The sequence below is a fragment of the Mesorhizobium sp. M0772 genome (assembly GCF_040320135.1).
Taxonomy (GTDB): Bacteria; Pseudomonadota; Alphaproteobacteria; order Rhizobiales; family Rhizobiaceae; genus Mesorhizobium.
Genome location: NZ_JAMYPB010000035.1, coordinates 34070 through 55372 on the forward strand (window position 1 = coordinate 34070; position 21303 = coordinate 55372).

A 21303-nucleotide genomic window follows, 5' to 3' on the forward strand; every position below is an offset into this window, starting at 1 on the left:
TGCTTCCTCATCCACCTGCCGGCGTTGTTCGAAAAACCAAGCAATTGGCTTTTCGCCCGCTGTGCGGACCAGCCTCACCTCCCCATGAACGGGGAGAAAGGGGCTCATCACTCCTCGCCCTTCTTGCCTTTGCTCAGTCCCATCAGCCGGTCGATATAGGCCAGCATCAGCGCCGAAACGACGAAGGCGAGGTGGATGATGGTCAGCCACATCAGCTGGTCGATCGTATAGGAAGACGAATTCAGGAACACCTGCAACAGGTGGATCGAGGAAATAGCGACGATGGTCGAGGCGACCTTGACCTTCAGCGAACCGACATCGATCGTACCCAGCCAGTGCACACCGCCATCCTGGTCGTCGAAGCGGCTGACGAAATTCTCGTAGCCGGAGATGATCACCATCACCACCAGCGAGGCGACAAGTGCGGCGTCGATGAGGCCGAGCATCTTCAGGATGGTGTCGGTGTCGTCGAGTGTGAAGGCGACCATGACGAACTCGTAGAGTTTTTTGCCGAAGGACAGCGCATAGACGGCGAGCGCCAGGGCCAGCCCGATGTAGAAAACCACCAGCAGCCAGCGTGAGGCGAGGATGATCGATTCGATGGCGAGTTCGAGACGTTTCATGCAGCGGTTCCGGTCAGCTTTCTGAGGTCGACTGGGGTATTTCGGTCAGCTTGCCGCGGTTTGCAAGGCAAATTGCGGCGCAAAAAAAAACCCCGCCGGGAGGGCCGGCGGGGTTCAATGCATCCCGCTGGAGTCGGGACGGGGCAGGGAACGCCCAGCCTTGAATCTGGGGAGGGCGGCCGCTCCATTCAATGAGCCGGTTCTAATACCAGTACAAATTCTTGCTGACCGGAATTGCTGTCCGCAGCTCGACCCATCCCGATCTGCCGGGATGGGTCCTTGTTGTCGATCTGATTCCAGAAAGCTGCTCAAGCCATTGGAAAGCAGATCAATTGTTACTCGCCACCGGTGCCACCAGCGAGGTGATGCGACGGATGCCGACACGGCGGTTCTCGCGGTTGGGCGCCGTGGTGTTGACCTTCAGGTATTCCTCGCCATAGCCCTGAGTGGTCAGGTTTTCCGGCGGGATCCCGAAGGCATTGGTCAGCGCTTCGGCGACAGACTCAGCGCGCCGGTCGGACAGAGCAAGGTTTGCTTCCGGCGTGCCAACCGCATCGGTGTGGCCTTCGATCAGGAAGGTTTCGGCCGGGTTCTTCTTCAACAGTTTCTCCATGGCCGTGGCGACGCCTTCCAGTTTCTGCACTTCGGTGTCGGATATCGAGGCCGAGCCGAACTCGAAGTTCAATGTATCGAGGTCGACGCGACGGGCAATGTCGCGCACGCGCGCCGAACGCTTCACTTCGTCGATGGAATAGAGGCGCTGGACCTTCTCCACCGGCGGTTGTTCGAGGAACTCGTAATAATCGTCCGGGCTTTCGACATCTTCCGAATCGAGGATGTACTCGCGGCGCGGGATGGTGAGCCGCATCGGCGGCAGGTCGTCACCGGGATCGCGCCAGTCATTGTCGTCGTCATAGCTGCGCTCGTCGACATAGCTCAGCACATATTCGTGCCCATCCGGCGTGATGCGCGATCGCCTGATGACGTCGCCATTGCGGTTGCGGATGGTGACGATCTGGATGCCATTGTCGCGCTCGACGATTTCCCGAGAGCGATCGCCCGACAGTTCCTCATAGTAAACATTCCTGGCGCCGCGGTGCATGCGCGGAGCGTCATTGCTTTCCACGATCGTCTGGTTGTTGAATTGCAGGATGACGCGGTCGCCGAGTTCCTTGACGACGTCGACGCCTTTCGGACGCCGGCGGTCGCGGACGTTCTCATCGGGTGCACGCTCGACGCGTTTGCCTTTTTCCTCCGTCACCGGGGCGATCTTTTCTGGCTGAATTGCCTGCTGAGCTGACTTGTCGTCGGTGGGCGGCGGTCCCTGGTCGACCGGAGCCGGCTTCGGGGCTTGCGCCTCGGTGCCGCCCTGCGCGGGCTGCTCGCCCGTCTGGCCGCCAGCATTCTGGCCGTTCCCATTTTGGCCGTTCCCATTTTGGCCGTCGCCATTCTGGCTGTTGCCGCCCTGGTCCTTGCGGTGCTTGCGCCTGGCATCCTTCTGGCTGTCCAGGATGGGTGCTTCGTCGGGGTTGGCCGTGGCTTCGCCTTGCGCCGGCGTCTCACGTTGCGCGGGCTGCTCGGCATTGGCCGGTTGCTCCGCAGGCTGTGGTTCACCGGTCGCAGGCTGCTGTTCGCCCGTCACCGGCTGTTCGCCGACAGTTTTTTTGCCGTGCTTTTTCGCCTGATCCTTCGGCTGTTCACCTTCGGCGGGAGCCGCTTGCTGATCGGCCGGGGGCTGAATCGGCTCGGCCTGCGGCGCGGGCTCTCCGGCAGGCGCAACTTTGACGTCTGGCGCTTTGTCGGCAGGCGCGGCCTCAATCTGCTGATCCTGCTTGCGCTTTTTCTTGCCCGACTTGTTGTCGTTTGCCGGCGCCACCTGTTCGGTGGGCGCTGCCTGCTCGGCAGGCTGCTGGGCCGGCTGTTCAGCGGGCGCCGCTTCGATCTGCTGTTGGTCGCGCTTCTTCTTGCGTGGCTTTAGCGGCTGTTCTTCATTTGCCGGAGCTACCTGTTCGGCCGGTTGTTCAGCCGGTGCTGCCTCGATCTGCTGCTGGTCACGCTTCTTCTTGCGTGGCTTGAGCGGCTGCTCATCGGTCGCCGGCGCTGCCTGGGCGCCGCCCTCATCCGCAGGCGCCGCCTCGATCTGCTGCTGTTGATTGCGCTTCTTTTTGCGCGGCTGCTGTTCCTCGGCGGCAGGTGCGGCCTGTTCGGCCGGGGCCTGCTCGGTCTGCTGCTGATCCCGCTTCTTCCTGCGCGGCTGTTGTTCCTCGGCGGCAGGGGCGGGTTGCTCTGCAGCCGGTGCAGGCTGCTCGGCGGCCGGCGCTGCCTGTTCGGCCTGCTGGCGTTTCTTTTTGCGCGGCAGTTCCTGGTCGGTCTGCTGACCATCTGCAGCAGGGTCGTCCTGGACCAGGATCAGTGGCGCGGCCGTGTGCTGCAAGGGGCCGAAAACGGCGTTGCCCTGCAACGGGGATGCGCCCAACGGCGCGGATGCCATAAGCAGGCCAAGTGCCGTACCTGCCAGTACCCGTGGTTGGCGTTTCATCTTAAATTCTCCTTGTGGGGTCCCATCCCTGCCCAAACTGTCCTTGACCGGATTGGTTCCGGTTTGCAGGCATTACCCGCACCCAAGGACGATTGACCGGCGTTTTGAAGGCAACTTCATGTTTTTCCTATGGTGCGGCCGGAACTTGAAGTCACACAACAGCTTGACCTTGCCGCATGCGGAGGCCACATCTCGACCCATAATGGAAACGCCGTTCTGGAAGACCAAGACGCTGGAAGCGATGACGCCCACCGAGTGGGAATCGCTGTGCGACGGCTGCGGAAAATGCTGCCTGTCTAAACTCGAGGACGAGGATACCGGCGAGATCTACTGGACATCAGTCGGCTGCCGGCTGTTCGATGGGCAAAGCTGCCGCTGTTCGGACTATGCCAACCGGCTGGCGCGCGTGCCGGACTGTGTCGGGCTGACGCCGCAGAATGTGCGCACCATCACGTGGCTGCCGAAAACCTGTGCCTACCGGCTGGTTGCCGAGGGGCACGACCTCTATTGGTGGCACAGGCTGGTGTCGGGAAGTGCCGAGACCGTTCATGATGCCGGCATCTCCATGCGCGGCCGCGTCCGCGCCAGTGAGACCGATCTGGCCGAGCCGGACGACTATTTCGACTATATGCTCGATGACGAGCCCTGAGCATTCTGGAACGGACGCTGCCATAGGGCGTTCTGCGCCATTGGACGTTTTTGACGGTCAGGATCGTTTGCAGCGGTGGAAGGGGCGGTTGCTTTCAACCTGTCGGGCAGATTAACCGAAAATGAACGGCCGGTTCGCGAAGAGTTCAGATTGCAAGGAGCATTCTCCCCCCATCGGTTCGACCAAGACGGGCGCAAGCCCTCAACAAGGAGAGAAGACAATGTTCAACTCATTCAAGACGGCAGCCCTTTCGGGTCTCGTAGCTCTCGGCACCCTTGCCGCAGTGCCCGCTCAGGCGGACTCGATCTATCTCGGCTTCGGCAACAACCATGACCGCCGCGTCGGCGTCTACACCGGCGACGATGAGGACGGCTTTCGCCGTGACCGCAATTGGCGCCGCTGCTCGCCGGACCGCGCCCTCGACAAGGCCGAGCGCATGGGCCTGCACCGCGTCCGCATCGTCGATGTCAATCGCCGCGTGGTGAAGGTCGCCGGCCGCCAGTATGGCGATCGCGTAGTGGTCGTGTTCGCCAATGAGCGCGGCTGCCCGGTTATCTATCGCTAAGAGAACCAGACTGATCTTCTGCGAAGATCAGTCTGGGATACGACCTTCTGCGAAGGTCGATCCGGAGGCATGTTCCTCTGCGAGGATCAGCCTGGAGTAGCGGCATGACCCTTCTAGGGTCAGCCAGGAGCCCCTTTCCCTCCGCGGAAAGGTGCGGCTCGAAAAAACCCCGGAGGCCAGTCCTCCGGGGTTTTTCATGTCGGAAATCTGCGGTTCCGGCCGACGGGTTCAGCAGAACCGCGCCCGGCCCGGCGGCCTGCTACTTAAGCTCGAATGTAACTGTTACCTGCACGGCGTAGGCATTCTCGCCGGCCTGCACGGGAACCGCGGCGCCTGCCGCATCGAAGGCCTTGGCATTGATCGGCATCGGCGCCGGCGCAACGTTCTGGTCGGTGATTTCCAGCACCCGGCCGATGCTGACGCCGGCGGCTTCGGCCAGCGTCTTGGCCTTGGCCATGGCATCGGCGACCGCCTTCCTGCGGGCTTCGGTGACGGCAGCTTTCGGGTCTTCGTTGGAGAACGAAATGCCTCCGCCCTGATTGACGCCGAGCGACACAGCCTTGTCGAGAATCTCACCTGTTTTGTCGATGTCGCGGATGCGCACCGAGAGTGTGTTGGTCACCTGGTAGGCGACAAGCTCGGCTTCCTGGCTGCCGTCCGGTTTGTTGGTGTAGTTGTAACGCGGGTTGATCTGGATGCCGGCGGTCTGCAGGTCGCGGTCCTTGATCCCTGCCGACTTCATTGCCGCGATCACGGCGGCCATGGCGTCGTTGTTGGCGTCGAGTGCCGCGCGTGCGGTCTTGGCCTCGCGCATGACGCTGAGCGTCAGCAGCGCCAGGTCGGGGGCCACGGTCGACTGGCCTTCACCCGACACGACGATGCGGGGCGGGGGCAGCGAATCGGCGCTTGCCATCGCCGGAAAAGCGATCGCGGCGGCAAGTGCGAGCGGCAAAATATGTCTGGTCATGAAAATCTCCTCGGTGTGCGATCCAGTCGCGCCTGTCGACTAGGGCGCGAATATGGGCTGATTTGGGCGATCTCGGCCAGCCCGTCCGGAAAGCCTTGTGCCGCGCAAGGAAAAACACTAATCCAGCGCGCGTGGGGCCTGTAGCTCAATGGTTAGAGCCGGCGGCTCATAACCGCTTGGTTGGGGGTTCGAGTCCCTCCGGGCCCACCATTGGCTTTCGCTGCCGTTGATTTAATTGGGTTTTTTGTGCTTTTTTGTCCCACTCTCTTCCACCCCCTCCAAAAGTGGGACATTTTCGTTCTCGTTTCGATCGAATACCAGAAGTGTCCGGGCAGACTGCGCCACTATCCGGCGGCGTGCCTTGCGGATGTAATGATCGGGCTGCTGATACGTCGTCCAGCCGTAAATCGCCTTCAGCTGTTCATGTGTGGCTCCGTTTTCTGCGGCAACGGTGGCGCCTGCCTTGCGGACCCCGTGGGCGCTGCAGTCCCGGAGCCCCGCTTCGTCGCACCATTGGCGCATCTTGTTACCAAGGCCGTTTTCCGAGAAAGGCCGACCATACTCGGTGACGAGGAATGTCAGGTTGCCGGCCGGGGCGAAGGAAAGCTCATCCTCGAGTTCTGGGAGCAGAGGCAGTTCGACGACAATCGCTTCCTTGCGCACCTTGCTCTTGTCGGTCTTGCCGGGCTTGATCCTGATCCACTTCTCCCAGGTCCCGGTATCCTTGTTGCGAACCTGGGTAATGTGTTGTCTGCCGAAGATGGCTGCATCTGACAGTCGCAAACCTGTGAACATGAAAATCGCCAGCGCCATACGAGCCATAGTGCCGCGCGCATGCCGTTTCTCATACTGGACGATCTCCGACACTTCCCAGGTGTGGAAACCTTCGCCATTGCCCGAAGTCAGGCGCTTTATTCCGTTTGCCGGATTGACCTCGACCATCTCGGCATCCTTGGCCCAAGCGAACATTGCGCTAATGGCTTTTGTAATATTGTTGGCTGCCCCCGGAGCGTCTGACCGGGTATCACGGAGCTCCTTGACGTGAGCCCGCTTCATGGCCGCGAATGGTAATGAACCCTTCGTCGAGAAGTCCGGATTGACTGGCCCGCTCAGCGGGTGAGGCAGTTTGCAAACGCCTTCGAGTATTGTTCGTCGTCGAAGCATCGTGCCTTCGCCGACCTCTGCGCCACCGCGCCGGAAATACTCCTGGCAAAGCCACATCAGACTGCCGCGAGGGGCCACTGGCCTCACTACAGGCCTGACCACATTCTGAGCCGAAGCATAGGGAACGCCAGCTCGCGCGCAGCGCACTTCTTCGTGGAACTCGGCTGAACCTGGCTTTTCTCGGAGACGGATCTTTTTTCTACCCGGTGCTCGGAAGTACAGCCGGATATTGCCGTGCCGATCCCTGTCTTCGACAACGCCTTTCAGATTGAATTTCACCATGGTGCTCGCCACGTCCATCATCTGCGATCCCAAGGATTATCGCTGGAGGACACGCCGTCAAGTTTGCTGTTGCGGTGTGGTAGCCGCCCGAATGCCTCTGCCAGTTCCTCCACGTCCCAGACATAGCGCTCTTTGCTGGGCATCCGCGGTTGTGGCATACGGCCATCCGCGACCATCTGGTCGAACGTCGTTGGGCTGACGCCGATAGCTACCGCTGCCTGTTCTCGATTAATGCCGAACAGGAGGAGCCCGCCAAGTGCGCGTTTCATTGGTTTTCTCGCTGCACATCGCCTCGCGGGCTGAGTTCCGCGACAGTGGAGCATTCACCTAAGAAGCAATCACGCTACCCTTTCCTTGGAATGCCTGGAATGGATCTGTCCGGCCAATGCGGCAAACGGCCGTAATGGCGTGAAAATAGGATAGCAGACCGCGGCTGCGGGGGTTCGAGTCGGGAGACCGCTACATCGCGAGACCCACTATCGCCGAAGCACTCTTCTGCTATCGGCGACGGTCAGCAAGAGCGTAAACGTCGCCGAAGATCGATCGAAATTAGGTGGCAGGGTCCCCACGGGCTCGATAGGCCAACTGCCCCTCGCCGTGCACCCGAGGGCGCTGCTTGAACCACAATCGTGCGCACATCGCACATAGATGCTATCAATGAAGATGCGCAGGGAGGGCGAACAATCGAATGGAGAATGAGGACAGGTCGCGAACCAGATCTGATCGGCGAATCGCCTTGCTCATCGACGCGGACAATGTGTCCCACGGTAAGATCGCAGCGATACTGGCGGAACTTTCAAAATACGGCACGGCCAATATCCGCCGCGCCTATGGCGATTTTAAACTTTATTCCCGCTGCTTCGTCGGTCAGGGCCGCCGCAGTCTGACACCCGGATGATTGCCGTTAGTGAATTCCACACCCTCTGCCTCCAGAACGACACGGATTTTGTCCTGGGTTTCAGCAGAGACTGCAGCGACGCGCTCACTGTCGCTCTCACAGCGTTTTACAGTAGGAATTGAAACGCCGGCCCGCTTGGCAAGCTCCGATTGTGATAGGCTGATCAAAGCTCGGGCCGCCCGCATTTGTGCTGCTGTCACCAATTTCTGTTGATCCCTTTAGATCATTGCGGTATGATCCAAAGGTATCAGTGGATACCCTTGGCCGGTTGTCGGGGGTGCGGCTAGACGCAGTGTTGACGCACCGTGCCTAGCCTGACCACGCCAAAGCTGTCTGGAGCTCGGATCATGGCTGATTCCGACAATACCACGACTTTGCCTTTCGTCATCGACAGGCAAGGCGATAAGCCGAACGGTCCCGAACGGCAAGCTATAGACCCGGCTTTAGGCCTTTGGAGCGAGTGGCGACAAGCTCGATATGCCTCATTGCTATTGTGTCGGGTGCAGCAACGTTTGGAGGCGCGAATGATGGCCAATACCGGAATTCCGGTATTGACCTCAGGCAAATCCTTGTCTCGGCGGATGGCGGTGGCCGCGCCGGAGGGGAGCGCCGAATATGCGGTGGCTCGCGAGGCAGAGGTGTTTGCCATGACCGAGGCACTCAAATTTCAGGATGCTATCCCGAGCGTTGCAGCTCCGTCGCTCGCAGGGATCATCGCAAAGCTGGAGATGATTGTTGGCGCCGACCGGGACATCGGCGATCCGACGGATTTCCCATGGCCGCACATTGCGTCCGTATTGCGCGACCTGAAGGCACTTGCGGGCGATCTGCCAGCCTACCGACCGGGCCGAACCATCACCCGTGCTGACGTGGCGCGACATTGGAACGAAGCCATCAAGCTCGTGACCGTGCTTTCGTATGAGGAATCCCAGCGGAATGCGCCTGTTTTGTGAACTTCGCGTAGCCGCAGTATGCGCGGGCCGGCCCTCACAAGGATGAGCTGGTCAGGTCCGACCGAGCAGGCGGCCTACCCAACCGGGCTTGGCAGGCGCTGGCGGTGTACTGTCTACGGTGAAGAAGGAATCCATGACGGTCCCCAGTTCGGAATCCTCAATCTCCGAGAGGACCTGGATCTGGTTCCGCAGTCTCAGCCGGATGATAGCTTCCCGCGTCACATCTTCCATAGCCGGACGGCCGAGCCGAACTGTCGCCCTGACCCAGGCCTCGGCGAACCCGCGCGCAAGCCGCGCGTCACTTCCGACGGATGGCCGTTCGGTGATCTGGACAAGAGCATCTTCCGTGAGCTCTGCCAGCAGCTCCCAGCGGCGGCCGGTCCGAGGACCTCTGTCGAGTATTCGCCCTCTCATCCACAGCCTCTGGAATGCATTGCGAATGCCGCCCTGAAATCGCTCGGCCGGCCTTCCGGCGAATCGCCATGCCACAAGGTCAGGCAGAACTACCGTCGCGAGGAACGCCCACACGTCATCCCGCAGTGCTTCTCCGCTTTCAAACTCAGGCACCTGTGCAAGGTGGATGGATGCAAGTTCGTCGAACCGAGCTCGCTCGATGGCGCTGCCTCGGTCCGGAAATCCGCAGGCATGCCCGATCTCGAGCAGAGCCGATCGGAGTGTCCGGAGAAACTCGTCGGGCACCGGGCTTCCACCGCTCGCAGCATAAGTTGCCTCGACAGGAAAATGGGCAGAATCCAGCCCAGCATCGACGGTCACCATGAGACCCGCTGTAGACGAAAGGCACGCGTCGACTGCGATGCGGTCGAGTCTCGGCAGTAGTGCCACGCTCATGCGCGAGCCTCCTCCGTCGCGACGTCCGCAGCGGCGAGAACCGCTGCATGGAACGAGGATGGTCTAAGATCGAGCATGCTCCGAATCGTCTGGATGTCCTGGCCGGGAAAGGCCAGCCGGATCCAGAACTCGACTCTACCTGCTATAGAGTTGGAGTCGCTCTCTGCGACCGCTTGCTCGAAATCGGACTGTCGCAGCGATGTCGCGATGATCTGCGTCATGACATCGGCAAGCACCACCTGGAGGGTGGCGCGATCGCCGGCGAGAAGACGCTCGGTGAAGTCGGGGCGATCGCTGTTGAGGAAAAGTCGAACAGCTCCACCGAAGTCCCGGTGGAGGTTGCCTGGAGCCCAGTGCAGGTACCATGGCGCATAGGCTTCCGGCCTTCCGGCGAAGCGGCGGGAGAAACTCAGCGATTCCATCGGGAATCTGGGCTCCTCGCCCTCGAGACGCAGATCGATCCGGTCAGACCAGAGCTTCGATGCGGGTCGCGACGGAGACAGCGTGTGGGCGCCTGAACCGGGGTGGCCGAGGAGGATCATTGTCTCGGCAAGAAGGCGCTGGGAAAGGCTGTGTCCTGCCACTCGCTCCTCGAGAAGAATTTCTCCAGCGCGAATTTCGCGACGCGTCGCTGTAACGATCGTTCGGGGCATGTTGCCCGCACCCGTGCCGACGCGCATCAACAGCACCAAGGCGAGCTGCGCGATGTCGATCCGCAGCTGTGAAGCGGCGATATCAAGATCGACAGCAATCCGGCGCCTGAGGGTCACGTCCCGTCCGCTGTCCCAGTCTGCAATCCAGGGATCTTCTATGACGACTTCACGACCGTTCTCGACAAGTACCCATGGGCCGGCATGTACGGCGTCGGTCCCTAGCGTCAGGAATGGAAAGGCGATACGGCTCATGCGTCGGCTGCCGCGGACAGTCGCGCGCCGAGGGTCACGGCGCAATCAGACGGCATCGCGACAGCCACCTCGAACCTGCCGACTCGATCACCGATCTCGATCCGCGTCCCGCTGCCGAGCGATTCTCCGAAGTCATCGCGAGCGTCGAGCACATGAGGTTTGATGGTCGACGGAGCTTCGGCTGCGGTGCCGCCGTCCATCACAAGTGCAGGTTCAAGAAGCAGCGAACTTGCCGCGCCGTCGCCCCTCACGACCATCTCGAAAACCGCGACAGGCCCGTCCTGGCCTTCCTCCAGTCTCAGGAACAAGGGTCGAGTGACGCCGCTGCCACCACGGCCTGCACCGCCACCACCGCCCCCGGGAGCTCGAGGACCTGCGCCTTCGCCTTCACCCTCGAGTACCCTTCCAACCTGGCCGGCGACCGGCGCAAGCGAGGGTCCAGTAGCGCCGGCGAGCGGCGGCGCCGCCGGCGGATTTGCATATTCTGCCGCGGCAACCTTGATGCGGCGGACGGCGATCCGCACGATACTGCGCGCCTCCTTGTCGGCGAGCGCCTCGAACTGCCAATCATCGTGGGCGGGCGGCTCTGCTTCTGCGAAGGCAGCCTCGACGATCTGCTCATCTGAAGCGACAAAGACACCAGCCCACTCGAATCGATCATCGGGAAGCTGCGGACCTTCGTAGTAGCGAACCACCAGTTCCACAGGCCGCATCACGGCGATCGCGGCGGATCGCTCCGGGAACAGGCTACCCTCACGACCTGCTGTCGAGATTCGATCTGCCCGGAGCCCTCGAACCATGCTCAAGTGACCAAGCATCCTGTTCGGCCGAAAGGAGCGTATCTCCTCGCCACTCGCCGGATCGGCCCGCAAGGCTTTCATTGCACGCGCGTAGAGATCCAGCGGAGGAAAGTCCTCAGGCTGCGGCAGCGGATATTCCGTATCGTCGATGAAAACGCGGAAGTGCATCTTCCGCGTCTCGGGCGTGTCCTCGATGAGGCGGGGCCAGAAGAACCAGAGCAGTGCCTCCTGCACGAGGCTCATCGCATGCTCGCCATCGGTGCCGACAAACGCAGGGTCAAGAATCATGATCGAGGTGCCTGATCGGGTAGCGTCGCGCCCCGGAAAGCCGATCGCGTCGGCTAGGTCCGCAGCCTCCTGGCCTTCGATCGGGTCGACGTACTCCTCGCGGTCGGCAGGAACACCCCACCAGTGCCTCCCGGTGAACCTTCGTCTCACTCCGTGCGGGTCGTCTGCGTCAAATGCTGATCCAAGCTGGGCAGCGATGAGGCGGCGGACCGCATCGCCTGCAAAGGAGGTCTGACTGTCGATCACGATCGTCGAACAGCGGCTCGCCAGATAGAGGGAGGTCTTGCCATAGCCGTATGTGCCGCCGCCGTGCACGGTGTTGCGGCGTGAACCCACGTTCCTCAGGAAATCGACAAAGTCGGTTGGCCCATCATCAGACGCCAGGTCAGCTCTGGTCGGTCCGGCGAGACCGGCTGTGCCGAAGTCACAGATCTCGAGCACGCGCAGGCTTTCGGAATGCAGGAAATCGTCGAGGCTGCCCGCCGCCTTGCCGTCGAGCGGTCGCTGGCTCAGTATCTCGACACGCAGAACCGCGGCCTGTTGCGGATCAAGCGTGCGCAACCGAAAATGGACCTCGGCTCCGCCGTCGGACAAGGCGGCATCGCAGCTGTTCTGCACGGCCTCTCTCACCACCGTCTGGACAAGATCGATCGAGGGCGCACCGAGCAGCTTCAGATAGCCGTCGGCGGCCAGGTTGCCGGATGCTGAATACGCCTCGGAGTGCAGTGTCAGGGGTGGTCGAGGCATGCGATCATCTCGGTGACATGAGCGTCGGCACGAACGGCAGCCAGACGGCTGGACTCGGCAGCGACAAGGTCGATTGAGTAGAAAAGGCTGGTAACGCCTGTGGGCGGCGCCCCGGTCGCGAAGCTCTCCGGGATGATCCTGGGGAAGTCGTCGCCGACAACATAGTGATGCTCGCCCTCAAGATGAAAGTTCGCCCTGTTCCACACCGGAGCGTTCGGATCAGCGCAGCCGACAGCCGCAAGAAGATTCCGGACCTCAAGGGAGTCCGATGCCATCGACGTGGCTTCTGCGGCCAGTGTCGATACGGAAAGGTCGCCGCCCGTCGACTGCTCGAGCTGATAGAGCACGAGATGCAGCACGCCTCCCGTTGGAGCGAGCAGCTGATCGACCGAGGAAATCTTGACCGAAAGGCCAGTCACTCTCGCGGAGGTCTTGACCTCGAGCGCGAGGCTGCCGGCGCGAAAATCATGACGTTCCATCATGGGGCCGCGCCAGAGCCGCCAGGCGCGCGCATCAAGCCGAAGCATCCGCCGGAGCATCAGGAGCTCGCCGACGAGACCCCTCACTTCCTGGGTAGTTGCTCCAGAAGCCGGATCGGCGAGCAGCGATCTGAAGTCGTCGAGGGTCGACGCGCAGGCGTCGACTGGAGACGAGCCAGCCCTGATACGCTTCATCATCTCTGCGCTGACATCCGCAAAGACCCCGTCCAGCCCGGCTGCCAGGCAGACAATGTCAAGGTAGCGTACCGAGACACCATTCAGAGAGTAGGTCGTGATGCCGATCCCAAGCGACGGACTGCTCGGAACCTGCGCGATCCGTTCGCTGTGTCTTATCGGGAGGAGCACGCGCAGCTCGCCCGCATTGCCTAGCGCAAGGCGAACGCTTCCGAAGCCAGTCTCGATTCCTGTATCCACGCTTGGAATCCCGAGCTCGCTCGATGCGTGACCACCACGGCGCAGCATGGACCACTCTTCGAGCGATGGCTCAGTGGACACGACCGGCCTCGAGCTGTTCTGCGATCTCGTCCTCGATGTCTTCGAGATCGTCTGCCGATGGTGGTTCCAGTCTCACACTGTAATATCCGCCTGACCCGTCTGCCGACCCGGGAAAGACAATCCCGAAGCCGACCAGATCACCGACGGCTTCGAGGCCGACGCGCTGGCCCGACGGCCTTCTCGGCGTCGAGTTCCTGTCGATCGGATAGAGAAGCAGGAGCGGCACGTTGCCGACGACGCCGGCGCGCACGGCCTTCAGCCTGGTCCAATCTGTCTCTGCCGCGGCGTCTCCGCCAGTACAGTCGAAGAGGACGTCCCTTCGCGACATCAGCGCCTTGATGTCGGCGAAATCATCCGGCCGCTCCAGTCGCGTTCTTGTCGAAAGTCGTACCGGGCCAAGTTCGCCCATCGGTGCTGCCGACGGTTCCCCGCTTTTCGGTTCCACGACTCCGACGTTCCATGTCCGCGCGCTGTCGCCAGATGCCTCGATGTATCCCAGCAGGAACTCGGCTGAGAGCTCCCTGTGGGACGCCTGCACAGAGTATGCCCGAAGAAACTGCACTATCAGGCGCCCGGGCACACCGCGAAACAGGATGCGCGCCGATTCCCGGTCGCGTAACCCGAGGTCGGTCGCCTGTGTCATCAGATGGGCGGCGGCGGTCCAGTTTCCCCTGACGATCTCAGGCCTGCGATGATCGAAGCGGATTGTCTGCACGTGCTTGCCGGCATAGCTCACGTCGGTGAGGATGGCCGCTCTCATCTTGCTTGCGGCAGTGATCGCCATCCCCGGGATCGACCTCACCCTGACCGCGAATTCCATCGGAGTCGTCTTGCGGACCGCATACTCCGCCACATCCCCCCTGATCTCGGCCTCGATGAGAGCGAGCGAACGGAACGCCGTGCTGAGCGAATCGGTCATCCAGATGCGCGGCATGTCCTCGTATCCGGGCCGATAGCCGAACCACCGTCCCATCTGCAGCAGCGTATCGTACTGGCTGGATGTGCGCAGAAAGTAGCTCACGCAGAGGCCCTCGATCGTCAGGCCGCGAGCGAGGATGGAGCCACCGATCACGATGTATGTCCTCGGAGAACCGTCATAGTTGATCCGATCGTCGCTGGTGCCGTTCTCGACAGGAACTTCCAGCGCCTCGAGGACCGCCGCCATGAATGGCATCAGCTGATGTCCGGTGACGTAGGGCAGGGCGCAGAGGTCGTCGGGCACGCGCTGCTGCTCGGCCTCCCAGAGACCAAGCATCCTTGTCCCAAGAGCAGATCCGGGGTCCGTGATCTGGTCGGCGATAACCTCGAGCCATGCCTTCACCAGAGTGGCCAGCCGCTCATGCATGATCACATACGCTGATGTGTGGATCAGCATCGACATGTGGCTGTCCGCATCGCCTCGGAACCGTCGCGCTGCGCAAGACGCCAGGAAATACAGGACCGCATCTTCGAGCGATTCCGTCATGCGTGGCTGAAAATGATCCTTTTCTGCCCGGCTCGGAGGCTGAAGGAACGCGATGTCGTCCTCCGGGATCTCCCGGATCATGTCGAGCCCCTCTTCTTCCGGCTGCGGGGAATCCGCGTCGACGGGCGGGCGGCCGAACAGACGCTCGGTCCCGAAATAACCATCCGGCGTCGGCAAGGCGGTTATGAAGTCCTTCGGGTAGAGGTCGTCGAGTTCCCTTCCCCCAGCGGGGAAAGGGTTGATGAGCACGTTGGCGAACGGCGTGGCGGTATATCCTACGTAGGAATTTGCCGGAATTTTCTTGAGGATGAGGCGGATCCTCTCGTTTATGCGCGTCATGTCGTACTCGCCCGAGGCCGTGTTCACACTCGCCTGGTCGCACTCATCATCGATGACAAGGACCTTCAGACGGCGCAGAATCGCGGGCAGGGTACGCTCGAGTGTGAGAAGCAGCTGTCCGAGCGGAGCAACATTCTTCTTCACGACTGCGAGCTGCGCCGCCCCATCCACGGGCATCGGAAAGCCGCCATTGGGCGGCATCCTGAAATCGCCCTGCTCGTCTTCCCGAGTCTGGAGCTGCCACTGGTCTCTCAGCCGATCGACCAGATCCTTCTGCATGCGCCCCTGGGTCTGCTTGCGAAGCTTGTTCGTGAGGCCAGCCAGAATGATCACCAGATTGTAGCCGGCGTCGACAGCCTTTGCGATGACGGCGGTCATGTTGGCGGTCTTGCCGGACTGAACGTGTCCAACGACCAGACCACGACATGCAAAGCTCTCCTTCGAGGGATTCTCAAGCAGCGAGACGATCTCGTTCGAGGCCTTGCCGATGCGGTCATCGACGGTGTCTGCGGACCAGCCCTTGGAATCGACGAGATACGCCCGCAACGCGGGCCAGTGACGATCAGTTTCCGCCGGCCCATGATACCAGTCCTGGCGGATTCGGAAGATCGAATTCACCCTGAGAATTTCGACGGGTCGAATGGATCCGCGAACCTGTTCGATGGCGGCAGCAAAATCCTGCTCGGTCTCGTCCGAGAAGCGGCCAAGGAACGGTTCGAGGTCCTGCCGGACGAGGCGAGCCGCGTCGTCCAGGCCGTCAGCCGATGACAGGCGCGCGCGCAACTGCCTGACAAACGCATCCATTTGTGTCGCTGATACCGACATCACCCGCCCCGCTGTGAATAGACTCATCGCCCCGAATGGACTTTGTACGCCGCAGGCCATCTGCTGCAAGCTGAAATGAAAAAAACGCGAACGACTTCGCCACTAGAACCGTACGCGAATATCAGCGTGAGTCTTTCCAACTAGCTTGGTCAGGCAACTTGCGACAGCTTCATTTCGTTTTCTGTTGCATCGCTTCTCTCGGCAGTCAGAATCACGAAAAGAGCTTCACCGATCCAGCGGGCGAGGAGAGGCGGCACCGCATTGCCAACCTGGGTATATTGCTGGGTACGATTGCCCTGGAAGAGATAGTTGTCGGGGAAGGTCTGAAGACGCGCCGCCTCGCGTACCGAAAGGCTGCGACATTGCATTGGGTCAGGATGGATAAAGTAGTGTCCATCCTTGGAGATATGACTCGTGACGGTCGTTGAGGGAGCCTTGGAGAGTTGCACCCGGAAGCGATCGGCAAACTTGCCCGAGTTCCAGTTCTCGTGCTCCGGTGCCAGCTCCTCCGGAAAATCCGACGCCTTCGGCGAGCGGCCGACGACTTCGGCGAAGACCGCTGCAAAGAAGTAACGGGCAAGATCGCTCGCCATATGGCTACGAGTCGCATGATTTGGCAGTGTCTCCAGCCTGGGATCGATCAGCCAGTCACGAAGGTCGGCTGGACAGGCTGGCGAGATGCCGACGCCCCGCGCCTCACGGCCAGGTATGTCGTTCAGGCTCTCGAAGGTCGTATGATACCGATGAGCCGTCTGCGCAAATGCTGCTTGCAGATCATCCGCGAGACCGGTGTCCACGTCGGCGACAAAGGCCATGGCGATGCTGACCATCTGTTTCCACTCCTCCCGGCTGTCGACGCCACGGCTGAGACCGCTGCGCAGCTTCGGCATCCCATCCAGTACATTGCCGACGGTTGCAGTCAGGCTATGGCGGACCATCAGGTCAGCGAGGGCGGAATCAGGCAAGTCCGCAGCCAGGTCGGACCTGAGGCCGACGACGATCACTCGATGGCGTGCTTGAGGAATTCCGAAATCCTCGGCACGAACTATGAAATCAGTGGCGCGTGGTTCAAACCTGCCAAAGCCGAGTTGTCCTCGGCTACGCGGATCCAGTGCAATCAGCCGGTATGGCTCTCCGTGCGGCCGGTCTCCACGCAGGTCACGAAGTACCTGATCGAAAATCCGATTCTCGCCATCGACCGACGAAGACAGCATGCCCTTGACGTTTTCCATGACAAAGGCCGCGGGCCGGAGTCGATCGAGGATGCGGATATATTCCCTGTACAGGAAGTGCTTTTCATCCTCGCTGGCCACATACCCTTCCTTGCCCTGGTTGCGAGCACGGCCAACGAGCGAATATGCTTGGCAGGGCGGACCGCCTATGAGGATGACATTGCCGCCACTTTCGGCCCGGATGGCGTCGAGTCGAGCGTTCAGTCGCCCCTCGGGATCCTCCTTGCCAAGCTCGAGTTGCCAGGCCTCCTCTTCCGCCGCGGCCCATTCCTTTGGGTGCTGTTTGGACCAGTCGGGTACTTCGCCCCCCTCATTGATCAGATTGTAGTAACTTCCAGGAAGGGAATTGCCAAACTGGCGCAGGAAGCTTCGCAGCTGCAGGGTCGAGTGCGCCGCCTTGTCCTTCTCGATCGACAGAGCGATCTTGAACGCGCATTTCCCATCGGCGCCGGAAACGCTCGAAAATCCCTCGGCCAGTCCTCCAGGACCTGCAAATATGTCAACAACTGCATATGTTGGCAAGAATCACGCTCTTTCGACCCCGGAGCAAAGGTCTGATTAATACCAGCTCTGCAGAGAAATGACAGGCTTGGATCGATGGCAGATGTAGTTGATCAGGCGACCCGTTCTCGGATGATGTCCGGCATTCGAGGGAAGAACACGAGGCCGGAAATGGCATTGCGAAAGGCGCTGCATCGGTCTGGCCTGCGATATCGATTGCACGGGGCACATTTGCCTGGCCGACCGGATATGGTTCTGTCTTCGCGACGGGCGGTAATCCTCGTTCACGGATGCTTCTGGCATCGTCACGCGGGTTGTCACTGGTGCAGCACACCAGCGTCCAGGCCGGAATTCTGGGCTGCGAAGTTCGATCGAAACATGACCCGAGACTGCGAGGTGGTCGATGCCTTGCATGCGGAAGGCTGGCGCGTCGCTATCGTCTGGGAATGTGGGCTTCGGGCAGCGTATCTCAATGAGACGGTAGAACGGGTGCTGGCCTGGGTATGGTCGGAAAGCGGTGATTTCGAAAGCGATGTTGTACGTCCACGTGTCGATTCTCCGCTGACCAGGAGAGCGTCATTGTGACTGGAGTGGCGAGTTGAGAAAGCCAAGGGCTAGACATTGGGATTGTGACAAATCCTGGGTATGATTTAAATGAAACCCAGGATTTGTCACGGAGCGACAATGTGACATATCCTGGGTATGATCGAAACGAGACCCAGGATATGTCACGTCATGGAACGGACTCAAACAACCCAACGCCAACAACTGGCTGCCCTCCTGGACACCCAGCCAATCATGCGCGCATACGAACTCCGCAAGGCCGGGATTGCGCCCGAGACGATCTCGCGCGCTGTCAACAATGGCCAACTCATCCGCATCTCGCGCGGCCTCTATCAACGCGCCGACAGTGAAGTCGAGACCGAGCAGGCGCTCGCAGAAGCTGCAAAGAGGGTCCCCAAAGGCGTCATTGCCATGGTTTCGGCGCTCGCCTTTCACGGGCTGACCGACCAGATGCCTCGCAAGATATGGGTCGCAATCAGCGCGAGGGACTGGGCACCGGTTCCTTCATATCCGCCGATCCGCATCGTCGAACTTCGTGACAAGTACATGGACCAAGGAATCGAGCATCATCGGATATCGGGAGTCGACGTTCCCATCTTCTCGGTCGAGAAGACGCTCGCCGATATCTTCCGCAACCGCAAGCTGGTCGATCGCTCGGTTGCAGTCGAGGGGCTGCGAGCTGCGCTCGACCAGCGCAAGGCAACACCCGGTTCCATCGCGGAAGCGGCAATGGCAGGTGACTCCTGGAAGATCATGCGCCCCTATCTCGAGGCTCTGACCTCGAATGGCTAACGGTACTACAAATCAGGCTGCCTCGATCAAGCAGCGGTTACTGAACCTCGCGCGCAAGGAAGGCCGGATCTATGAGGTCGTGCTGGTGCGCTACGCGCTGGAACGGCTGCTCTACCGCCTGTCTGTCTCGGACCAGCGCGATCGTTTCATTCTGAAGGGAGGGATGCTCGTTACCCTATGGATCGACGGTGGCAATCGCGAGACGCGAGACGCTGACTTTCTTGGTCACGGCGATGCCAACCCGGAAAAGCTCAGAGCTACATTTGCCGAAATCATGGCACTCGCTACCGACGATGGACTTGTATTCGATACCCAAGGCCTGACTGCAACTACGATCCGCGAAGAGATGGAATATGGCGGGGTTCGTCTACGCACAACAGCCTTTTTGGAGCGGTCCAGGATCCCAATTACGATCGACATAGGGTTTGGCGACGCTCTAGCCGCAGCGGCGCAACCGCTCGCCTATCCATCGTTGCTCGGCATGGAGACGCCGCAGATACGGACCTATCCCCCGGCAACTGTTGTCGCTGAGAAATTTCAGGCCATGGTCGCGCTGGGCATCGCCAACGGTCGGATGAAAGATTACTACGATCTGTGGGCGATCCCCAAGGCAGTCCCTCTCGCTGATGCTGATCTGGATGCTGCCATCCGGGCGACTTTCGAGCGACGGCAAACCGACATTCCTGCCGATCGACCGCCCGGCCTTTCCGGAACCTTCTTGAGGGATGAGACCAAGCAACGCCAGTGGCGGGCCTATGCACAATCGATCGACCACGATGGTCTGCCGCTGGAGGAGGTCGTCGACGCTGTCTGGGCGCTGGTTGGTCCATCGTGCGTACGCATCAATTCGTCTGTCGGCAGACAATCTGCTTCGTGATTTTGGGTCTGCCATGGCGCAAACCAGCGACTTGTTGGGTATGCGACCAGCGCGGACAACGGTGTTCACAACGGCCTGCTACCTCACCACGCAATCCATCCAGTGTTTGATATGGGCTTTGTCGACATCGATCCGGCACGTCAAGGATTGCTCTTTCCATCCGGCGGTACAGACGGAAGGATTCGAAACAGCATAAGGGACAGCGCTGCTCATGAACGGAAACCGACGGGCTGGGAAGCAATGCACTTCGCAAGAGCTGGGCGTCTTTACCATCGCAGCCTGAAGAAATCAGCGGAAGCTGCGTGCACGAATGGCTACATTTCCTGCGCGAATGTCGGATGGGAAGAGCTTCTTGCCATTTTCGACCCGCCGACGAAGCTCTGTTCTCGACCTATGACTGCTACTGCAGAGCTATTCATAAAGGTAGAACGAGTTGGAAAATAATGCGAACCTTGACGCCATGGCGAAAGCCCTCGATGCAAGTGGCCAGTATCGCGTTCTGCGTAGGCTACCATCACGGTTGGTCATCGAGCCGCCCGATGGTTCGGAAATGCGCCAAGGCTTGTTCCTGGATGTGGAAACGACTGGTCTTGATCCGGTGAACGACGAGATCATCGAGCTTGCCATGGTTCCGTTCACCTATGGCCTCGACGGTCGAATTTTTCAGATACGGGAGGCCTTTCAAAAATTTCGACAGCCCTCGACACCCATCCCGCCAGCGATCACCGCCCTCACGGGCATCACAGATGAGATGGTGGCGGGGCAGGTGATTGATCCTGCGGAGGTCGGAGTGTTCGCCAGCGATGCGGCCTTGGTGATCGCACACAACGCTGCATTTGACAGGCGCTTCGCTGAGCGCCTCAGCGATGTGTTCGCAACTAAGCCGTGGGCTTGCTCTATGACCCAGATCGACTGGGGCAATGAAGGTTATGAAGGAACCAAACTAGTTTACCTGGCCATGGGAGCGGGGTTTTTCTACGACCGTCATCGAGCCGCAAATGACTGCATGGCAGCGATCGAACTTTTAGCGTCGCGGTTGCCCAAATCTGGTGTGCCGGCCATGCGGCACCTCTTGGAGAGGGCAAGGTGTCCGACCTGGCGCATTTGGGCTGAAAATGCACCGTTTGATCTAAAGGATATTCTAAAAGCTCGAGGCTATAGATGGAACGGCGTTGGAAACCCGGGCCCTCGCGCCTGGTACATCGACGTAGATGACGACGCCAAGGAGTCGGAATTAATCTATCTTCGTATTGAAATATATCGGCGTGAGATCGAACCTCTGGTACGAAAGATAACGGCCTACGAGAGATTCTCCGATCGATCATGACGCCTTAGAGTTTCAAGGAATTGAGCGCTGTTTCAGGCAGGACAGAAGAGTAACCGGGGGGTGTTTTGTCGATCGAGCGTTTGAAGCCAACCATTAAATGTCTCAGCAGGGAATCGGTGCTGGTTCAGGCGTGGAAAAAGACTTCCTCCTACATTCG

The 21303-nt window shown here is 60.4% G+C and carries 21 protein-coding genes and 1 tRNA gene; 11 read left to right on the forward strand and 11 right to left on the reverse strand.

Annotated elements, in window-relative coordinates; translation table 11 throughout:
• Positions 1-107 precede the first annotated feature (107 nt).
• Positions 108-623 carry a TIGR00645 family protein gene (locus NKI06_RS21405; protein ID WP_023672463.1) on the reverse strand — a complete coding sequence of 172 codons (516 nt, stop codon included), beginning with the start codon at positions 621-623 and terminating at the stop codon, positions 108-110.
• A gap of 328 nt (positions 624-951) precedes the next feature.
• A complete protein-coding gene (locus NKI06_RS21410; RefSeq protein WP_245259835.1) occupies positions 952-1884 on the reverse strand; it encodes an OmpA family protein in 933 nt (310 codons plus the stop codon).
• 90 nt (positions 1885-1974) lie between these two features.
• Between NKI06_RS21410 and NKI06_RS21415 the strand changes: the two genes are divergently transcribed.
• From NKI06_RS21415 to NKI06_RS21430, 4 genes are all read left to right on the forward strand, one after another.
• Positions 1975-2601 carry a hypothetical protein gene (locus NKI06_RS21415; protein ID WP_245262753.1) on the forward strand — a complete coding sequence of 209 codons (627 nt, stop codon included), beginning with the start codon at positions 1975-1977 and terminating at the stop codon, positions 2599-2601.
• 39 nt (positions 2602-2640) lie between these two features.
• Positions 2641-3258 carry a hypothetical protein gene (locus NKI06_RS21420; protein ID WP_245262754.1) on the forward strand — a complete coding sequence of 206 codons (618 nt, stop codon included), beginning with the start codon at positions 2641-2643 and terminating at the stop codon, positions 3256-3258.
• A gap of 106 nt (positions 3259-3364) precedes the next feature.
• Entirely contained in the window at positions 3365-3811 is a 447-nt protein-coding gene (locus NKI06_RS21425) for a YcgN family cysteine cluster protein (protein WP_023672465.1), read from the forward strand.
• A 220-nt stretch (positions 3812-4031) separates the two neighbouring features.
• Complete coding sequence (locus tag NKI06_RS21430; protein WP_023672466.1) at positions 4032-4376, forward strand: hypothetical protein; 345 nt, start codon at positions 4032-4034, stop codon at positions 4374-4376.
• 259 nt (positions 4377-4635) lie between these two features.
• Here NKI06_RS21430 and NKI06_RS21435 read toward each other — a convergent pair whose 3' ends face one another.
• Entirely contained in the window at positions 4636-5343 is a 708-nt protein-coding gene (locus tag NKI06_RS21435) for an SIMPL domain-containing protein (protein WP_352986990.1), read from the reverse strand.
• A 134-nt stretch (positions 5344-5477) separates the two neighbouring features.
• Between NKI06_RS21435 and NKI06_RS21440 the strand changes: the two genes are divergently transcribed.
• Positions 5478-5553 (forward strand) — tRNA-Ile (locus NKI06_RS21440).
• A 21-nt stretch (positions 5554-5574) separates the two neighbouring features.
• Here NKI06_RS21440 and NKI06_RS21445 read toward each other — a convergent pair.
• Positions 5575-6810 (reverse strand): tyrosine-type recombinase/integrase, encoded by a 1236-nt coding sequence (locus NKI06_RS21445; protein WP_352986992.1) that lies wholly within the window; start codon positions 6808-6810, stop codon positions 5575-5577.
• A complete protein-coding gene (locus NKI06_RS21450; protein ID WP_063170774.1) occupies positions 6807-7058 on the reverse strand; it encodes a helix-turn-helix transcriptional regulator in 252 nt (83 codons plus the stop codon). The genes NKI06_RS21445 and NKI06_RS21450 overlap by 4 nt, the downstream gene beginning before the upstream one ends.
• 467 nt (positions 7059-7525) lie before the next feature.
• On the opposite strand from NKI06_RS21450, the gene NKI06_RS21455 reads away from it, so the two are divergent.
• A complete protein-coding gene (locus NKI06_RS21455; protein WP_352986995.1) occupies positions 7526-7687 on the forward strand; it encodes a PIN domain-containing protein in 162 nt (53 codons plus the stop codon).
• Positions 7688-8034: 347 nt separating this feature from the next.
• Positions 8035-8640 (forward strand): hypothetical protein, encoded by a 606-nt coding sequence (locus tag NKI06_RS21460; protein ID WP_352986996.1) that lies wholly within the window; start codon positions 8035-8037, stop codon positions 8638-8640.
• A gap of 51 nt (positions 8641-8691) precedes the next feature.
• On the opposite strand, the gene NKI06_RS21465 is transcribed toward NKI06_RS21460, so the two are convergent.
• The 6 genes from NKI06_RS21465 to NKI06_RS21490 form a co-directional block, all read right to left on the reverse strand.
• Positions 8692-9489, reverse strand: a complete 798-nt coding sequence (locus tag NKI06_RS21465) for a DUF6339 family protein (RefSeq protein WP_352986998.1) — start codon at positions 9487-9489, stop codon at positions 8692-8694.
• Positions 9486-10394 (reverse strand): hypothetical protein, encoded by a 909-nt coding sequence (locus NKI06_RS21470; RefSeq protein ID WP_352987000.1) that lies wholly within the window; start codon positions 10392-10394, stop codon positions 9486-9488. Before NKI06_RS21470 ends, NKI06_RS21465 begins: the two co-directional genes overlap by 4 nt.
• Positions 10391-12229, reverse strand: a complete 1839-nt coding sequence (locus tag NKI06_RS21475; RefSeq protein WP_352987001.1) for a hypothetical protein — start codon at positions 12227-12229, stop codon at positions 10391-10393. The genes NKI06_RS21470 and NKI06_RS21475 overlap by 4 nt, the downstream gene beginning before the upstream one ends.
• Positions 12211-13191, reverse strand: coding sequence for a PD-(D/E)XK motif protein (locus tag NKI06_RS21480; RefSeq protein WP_352987003.1), 981 nt, complete (start codon positions 13189-13191; stop codon positions 12211-12213). Before NKI06_RS21480 ends, NKI06_RS21475 begins: the two co-directional genes overlap by 19 nt.
• Positions 13192-13213: 22 nt before the next feature.
• A complete protein-coding gene (locus NKI06_RS21485) occupies positions 13214-15832 on the reverse strand; it encodes a Z1 domain-containing protein (RefSeq protein WP_352987005.1) in 2619 nt (872 codons plus the stop codon).
• 170 nt (positions 15833-16002) lie between these two features.
• Positions 16003-17607 carry a DNA cytosine methyltransferase gene (locus NKI06_RS21490; protein ID WP_352987007.1) on the reverse strand — a complete coding sequence of 535 codons (1605 nt, stop codon included), beginning with the start codon at positions 17605-17607 and terminating at the stop codon, positions 16003-16005.
• Positions 17608-17682: 75 nt separating this feature from the next.
• Here NKI06_RS21490 and NKI06_RS21495 point away from each other — a divergent pair, with 75 nt between their 5' ends.
• From NKI06_RS21495 to NKI06_RS21510, 4 genes are all read left to right on the forward strand, one after another.
• On the forward strand, positions 17683-18171 hold the full coding sequence (locus NKI06_RS21495) for a very short patch repair endonuclease (protein WP_352987009.1): 489 nt from the start codon (positions 17683-17685) through the stop codon (positions 18169-18171).
• Positions 18172-18321: 150 nt separating this feature from the next.
• On the forward strand, positions 18322-18942 hold the full coding sequence (locus tag NKI06_RS21500; protein ID WP_352987011.1) for a type IV toxin-antitoxin system AbiEi family antitoxin domain-containing protein: 621 nt from the start codon (positions 18322-18324) through the stop codon (positions 18940-18942).
• The gene (locus NKI06_RS21505) at positions 18935-19819 is read left to right on the forward strand and encodes a nucleotidyl transferase AbiEii/AbiGii toxin family protein (protein ID WP_352987013.1); all 885 of its coding nucleotides are present in this window, start codon (positions 18935-18937) and stop codon (positions 19817-19819) included. Before NKI06_RS21500 ends, NKI06_RS21505 begins: the two co-directional genes overlap by 8 nt.
• Positions 19820-20252: 433 nt before the next feature.
• Positions 20253-21146: a 3'-5' exonuclease gene (locus NKI06_RS21510; RefSeq protein WP_352987014.1), complete on the forward strand. Its 894-nt coding sequence runs from the start codon at positions 20253-20255 to the stop codon at positions 21144-21146.
• The last annotated feature ends 157 nt before the right edge of the window (positions 21147-21303 follow it).

Excerpts from the sequence above, each read along its gene's own strand:
- NKI06_RS21405 (WP_023672463.1), bottom strand. The coding sequence starts at position 623 with ATGAAACGTCTCGAACTCGCCATCGAATCGATCATCCTCGCCTCACGC.
- NKI06_RS21425 (WP_023672465.1), top strand. The coding sequence starts at position 3,365 with ATGGAAACGCCGTTCTGGAAGACCAAGACGCTGGAAGCGATGACGCCC.
- NKI06_RS21430 (WP_023672466.1), top strand. The coding sequence starts at position 4,032 with ATGTTCAACTCATTCAAGACGGCAGCCCTTTCGGGTCTCGTAGCTCTC.
- NKI06_RS21435 (WP_352986990.1), bottom strand. The coding sequence starts at position 5,343 with ATGACCAGACATATTTTGCCGCTCGCACTTGCCGCCGCGATCGCTTTT.
- NKI06_RS21445 (WP_352986992.1), bottom strand. The coding sequence starts at position 6,810 with ATGATGGACGTGGCGAGCACCATGGTGAAATTCAATCTGAAAGGCGTT.
- NKI06_RS21450 (WP_063170774.1), bottom strand. The coding sequence starts at position 7,058 with ATGAAACGCGCACTTGGCGGGCTCCTCCTGTTCGGCATTAATCGAGAA.
- NKI06_RS21460 (WP_352986996.1), top strand. The coding sequence starts at position 8,035 with ATGGCTGATTCCGACAATACCACGACTTTGCCTTTCGTCATCGACAGG.
- NKI06_RS21465 (WP_352986998.1), bottom strand. The coding sequence starts at position 9,489 with ATGAGCGTGGCACTACTGCCGAGACTCGACCGCATCGCAGTCGACGCG.
- NKI06_RS21470 (WP_352987000.1), bottom strand. The coding sequence starts at position 10,394 with ATGAGCCGTATCGCCTTTCCATTCCTGACGCTAGGGACCGACGCCGTA.
- NKI06_RS21475 (WP_352987001.1), bottom strand. The coding sequence starts at position 12,229 with ATGCCTCGACCACCCCTGACACTGCACTCCGAGGCGTATTCAGCATCC.
- NKI06_RS21480 (WP_352987003.1), bottom strand. The coding sequence starts at position 13,191 with ATGCTGCGCCGTGGTGGTCACGCATCGAGCGAGCTCGGGATTCCAAGC.
- NKI06_RS21485 (WP_352987005.1), bottom strand. The coding sequence starts at position 15,832 with ATGGATGCGTTTGTCAGGCAGTTGCGCGCGCGCCTGTCATCGGCTGAC.
- NKI06_RS21495 (WP_352987009.1), top strand. The coding sequence starts at position 17,683 with ATGGCAGATGTAGTTGATCAGGCGACCCGTTCTCGGATGATGTCCGGC.
- NKI06_RS21500 (WP_352987011.1), top strand. The coding sequence starts at position 18,322 with ATGGAACGGACTCAAACAACCCAACGCCAACAACTGGCTGCCCTCCTG.
- NKI06_RS21505 (WP_352987013.1), top strand. The coding sequence starts at position 18,935 with ATGGCTAACGGTACTACAAATCAGGCTGCCTCGATCAAGCAGCGGTTA.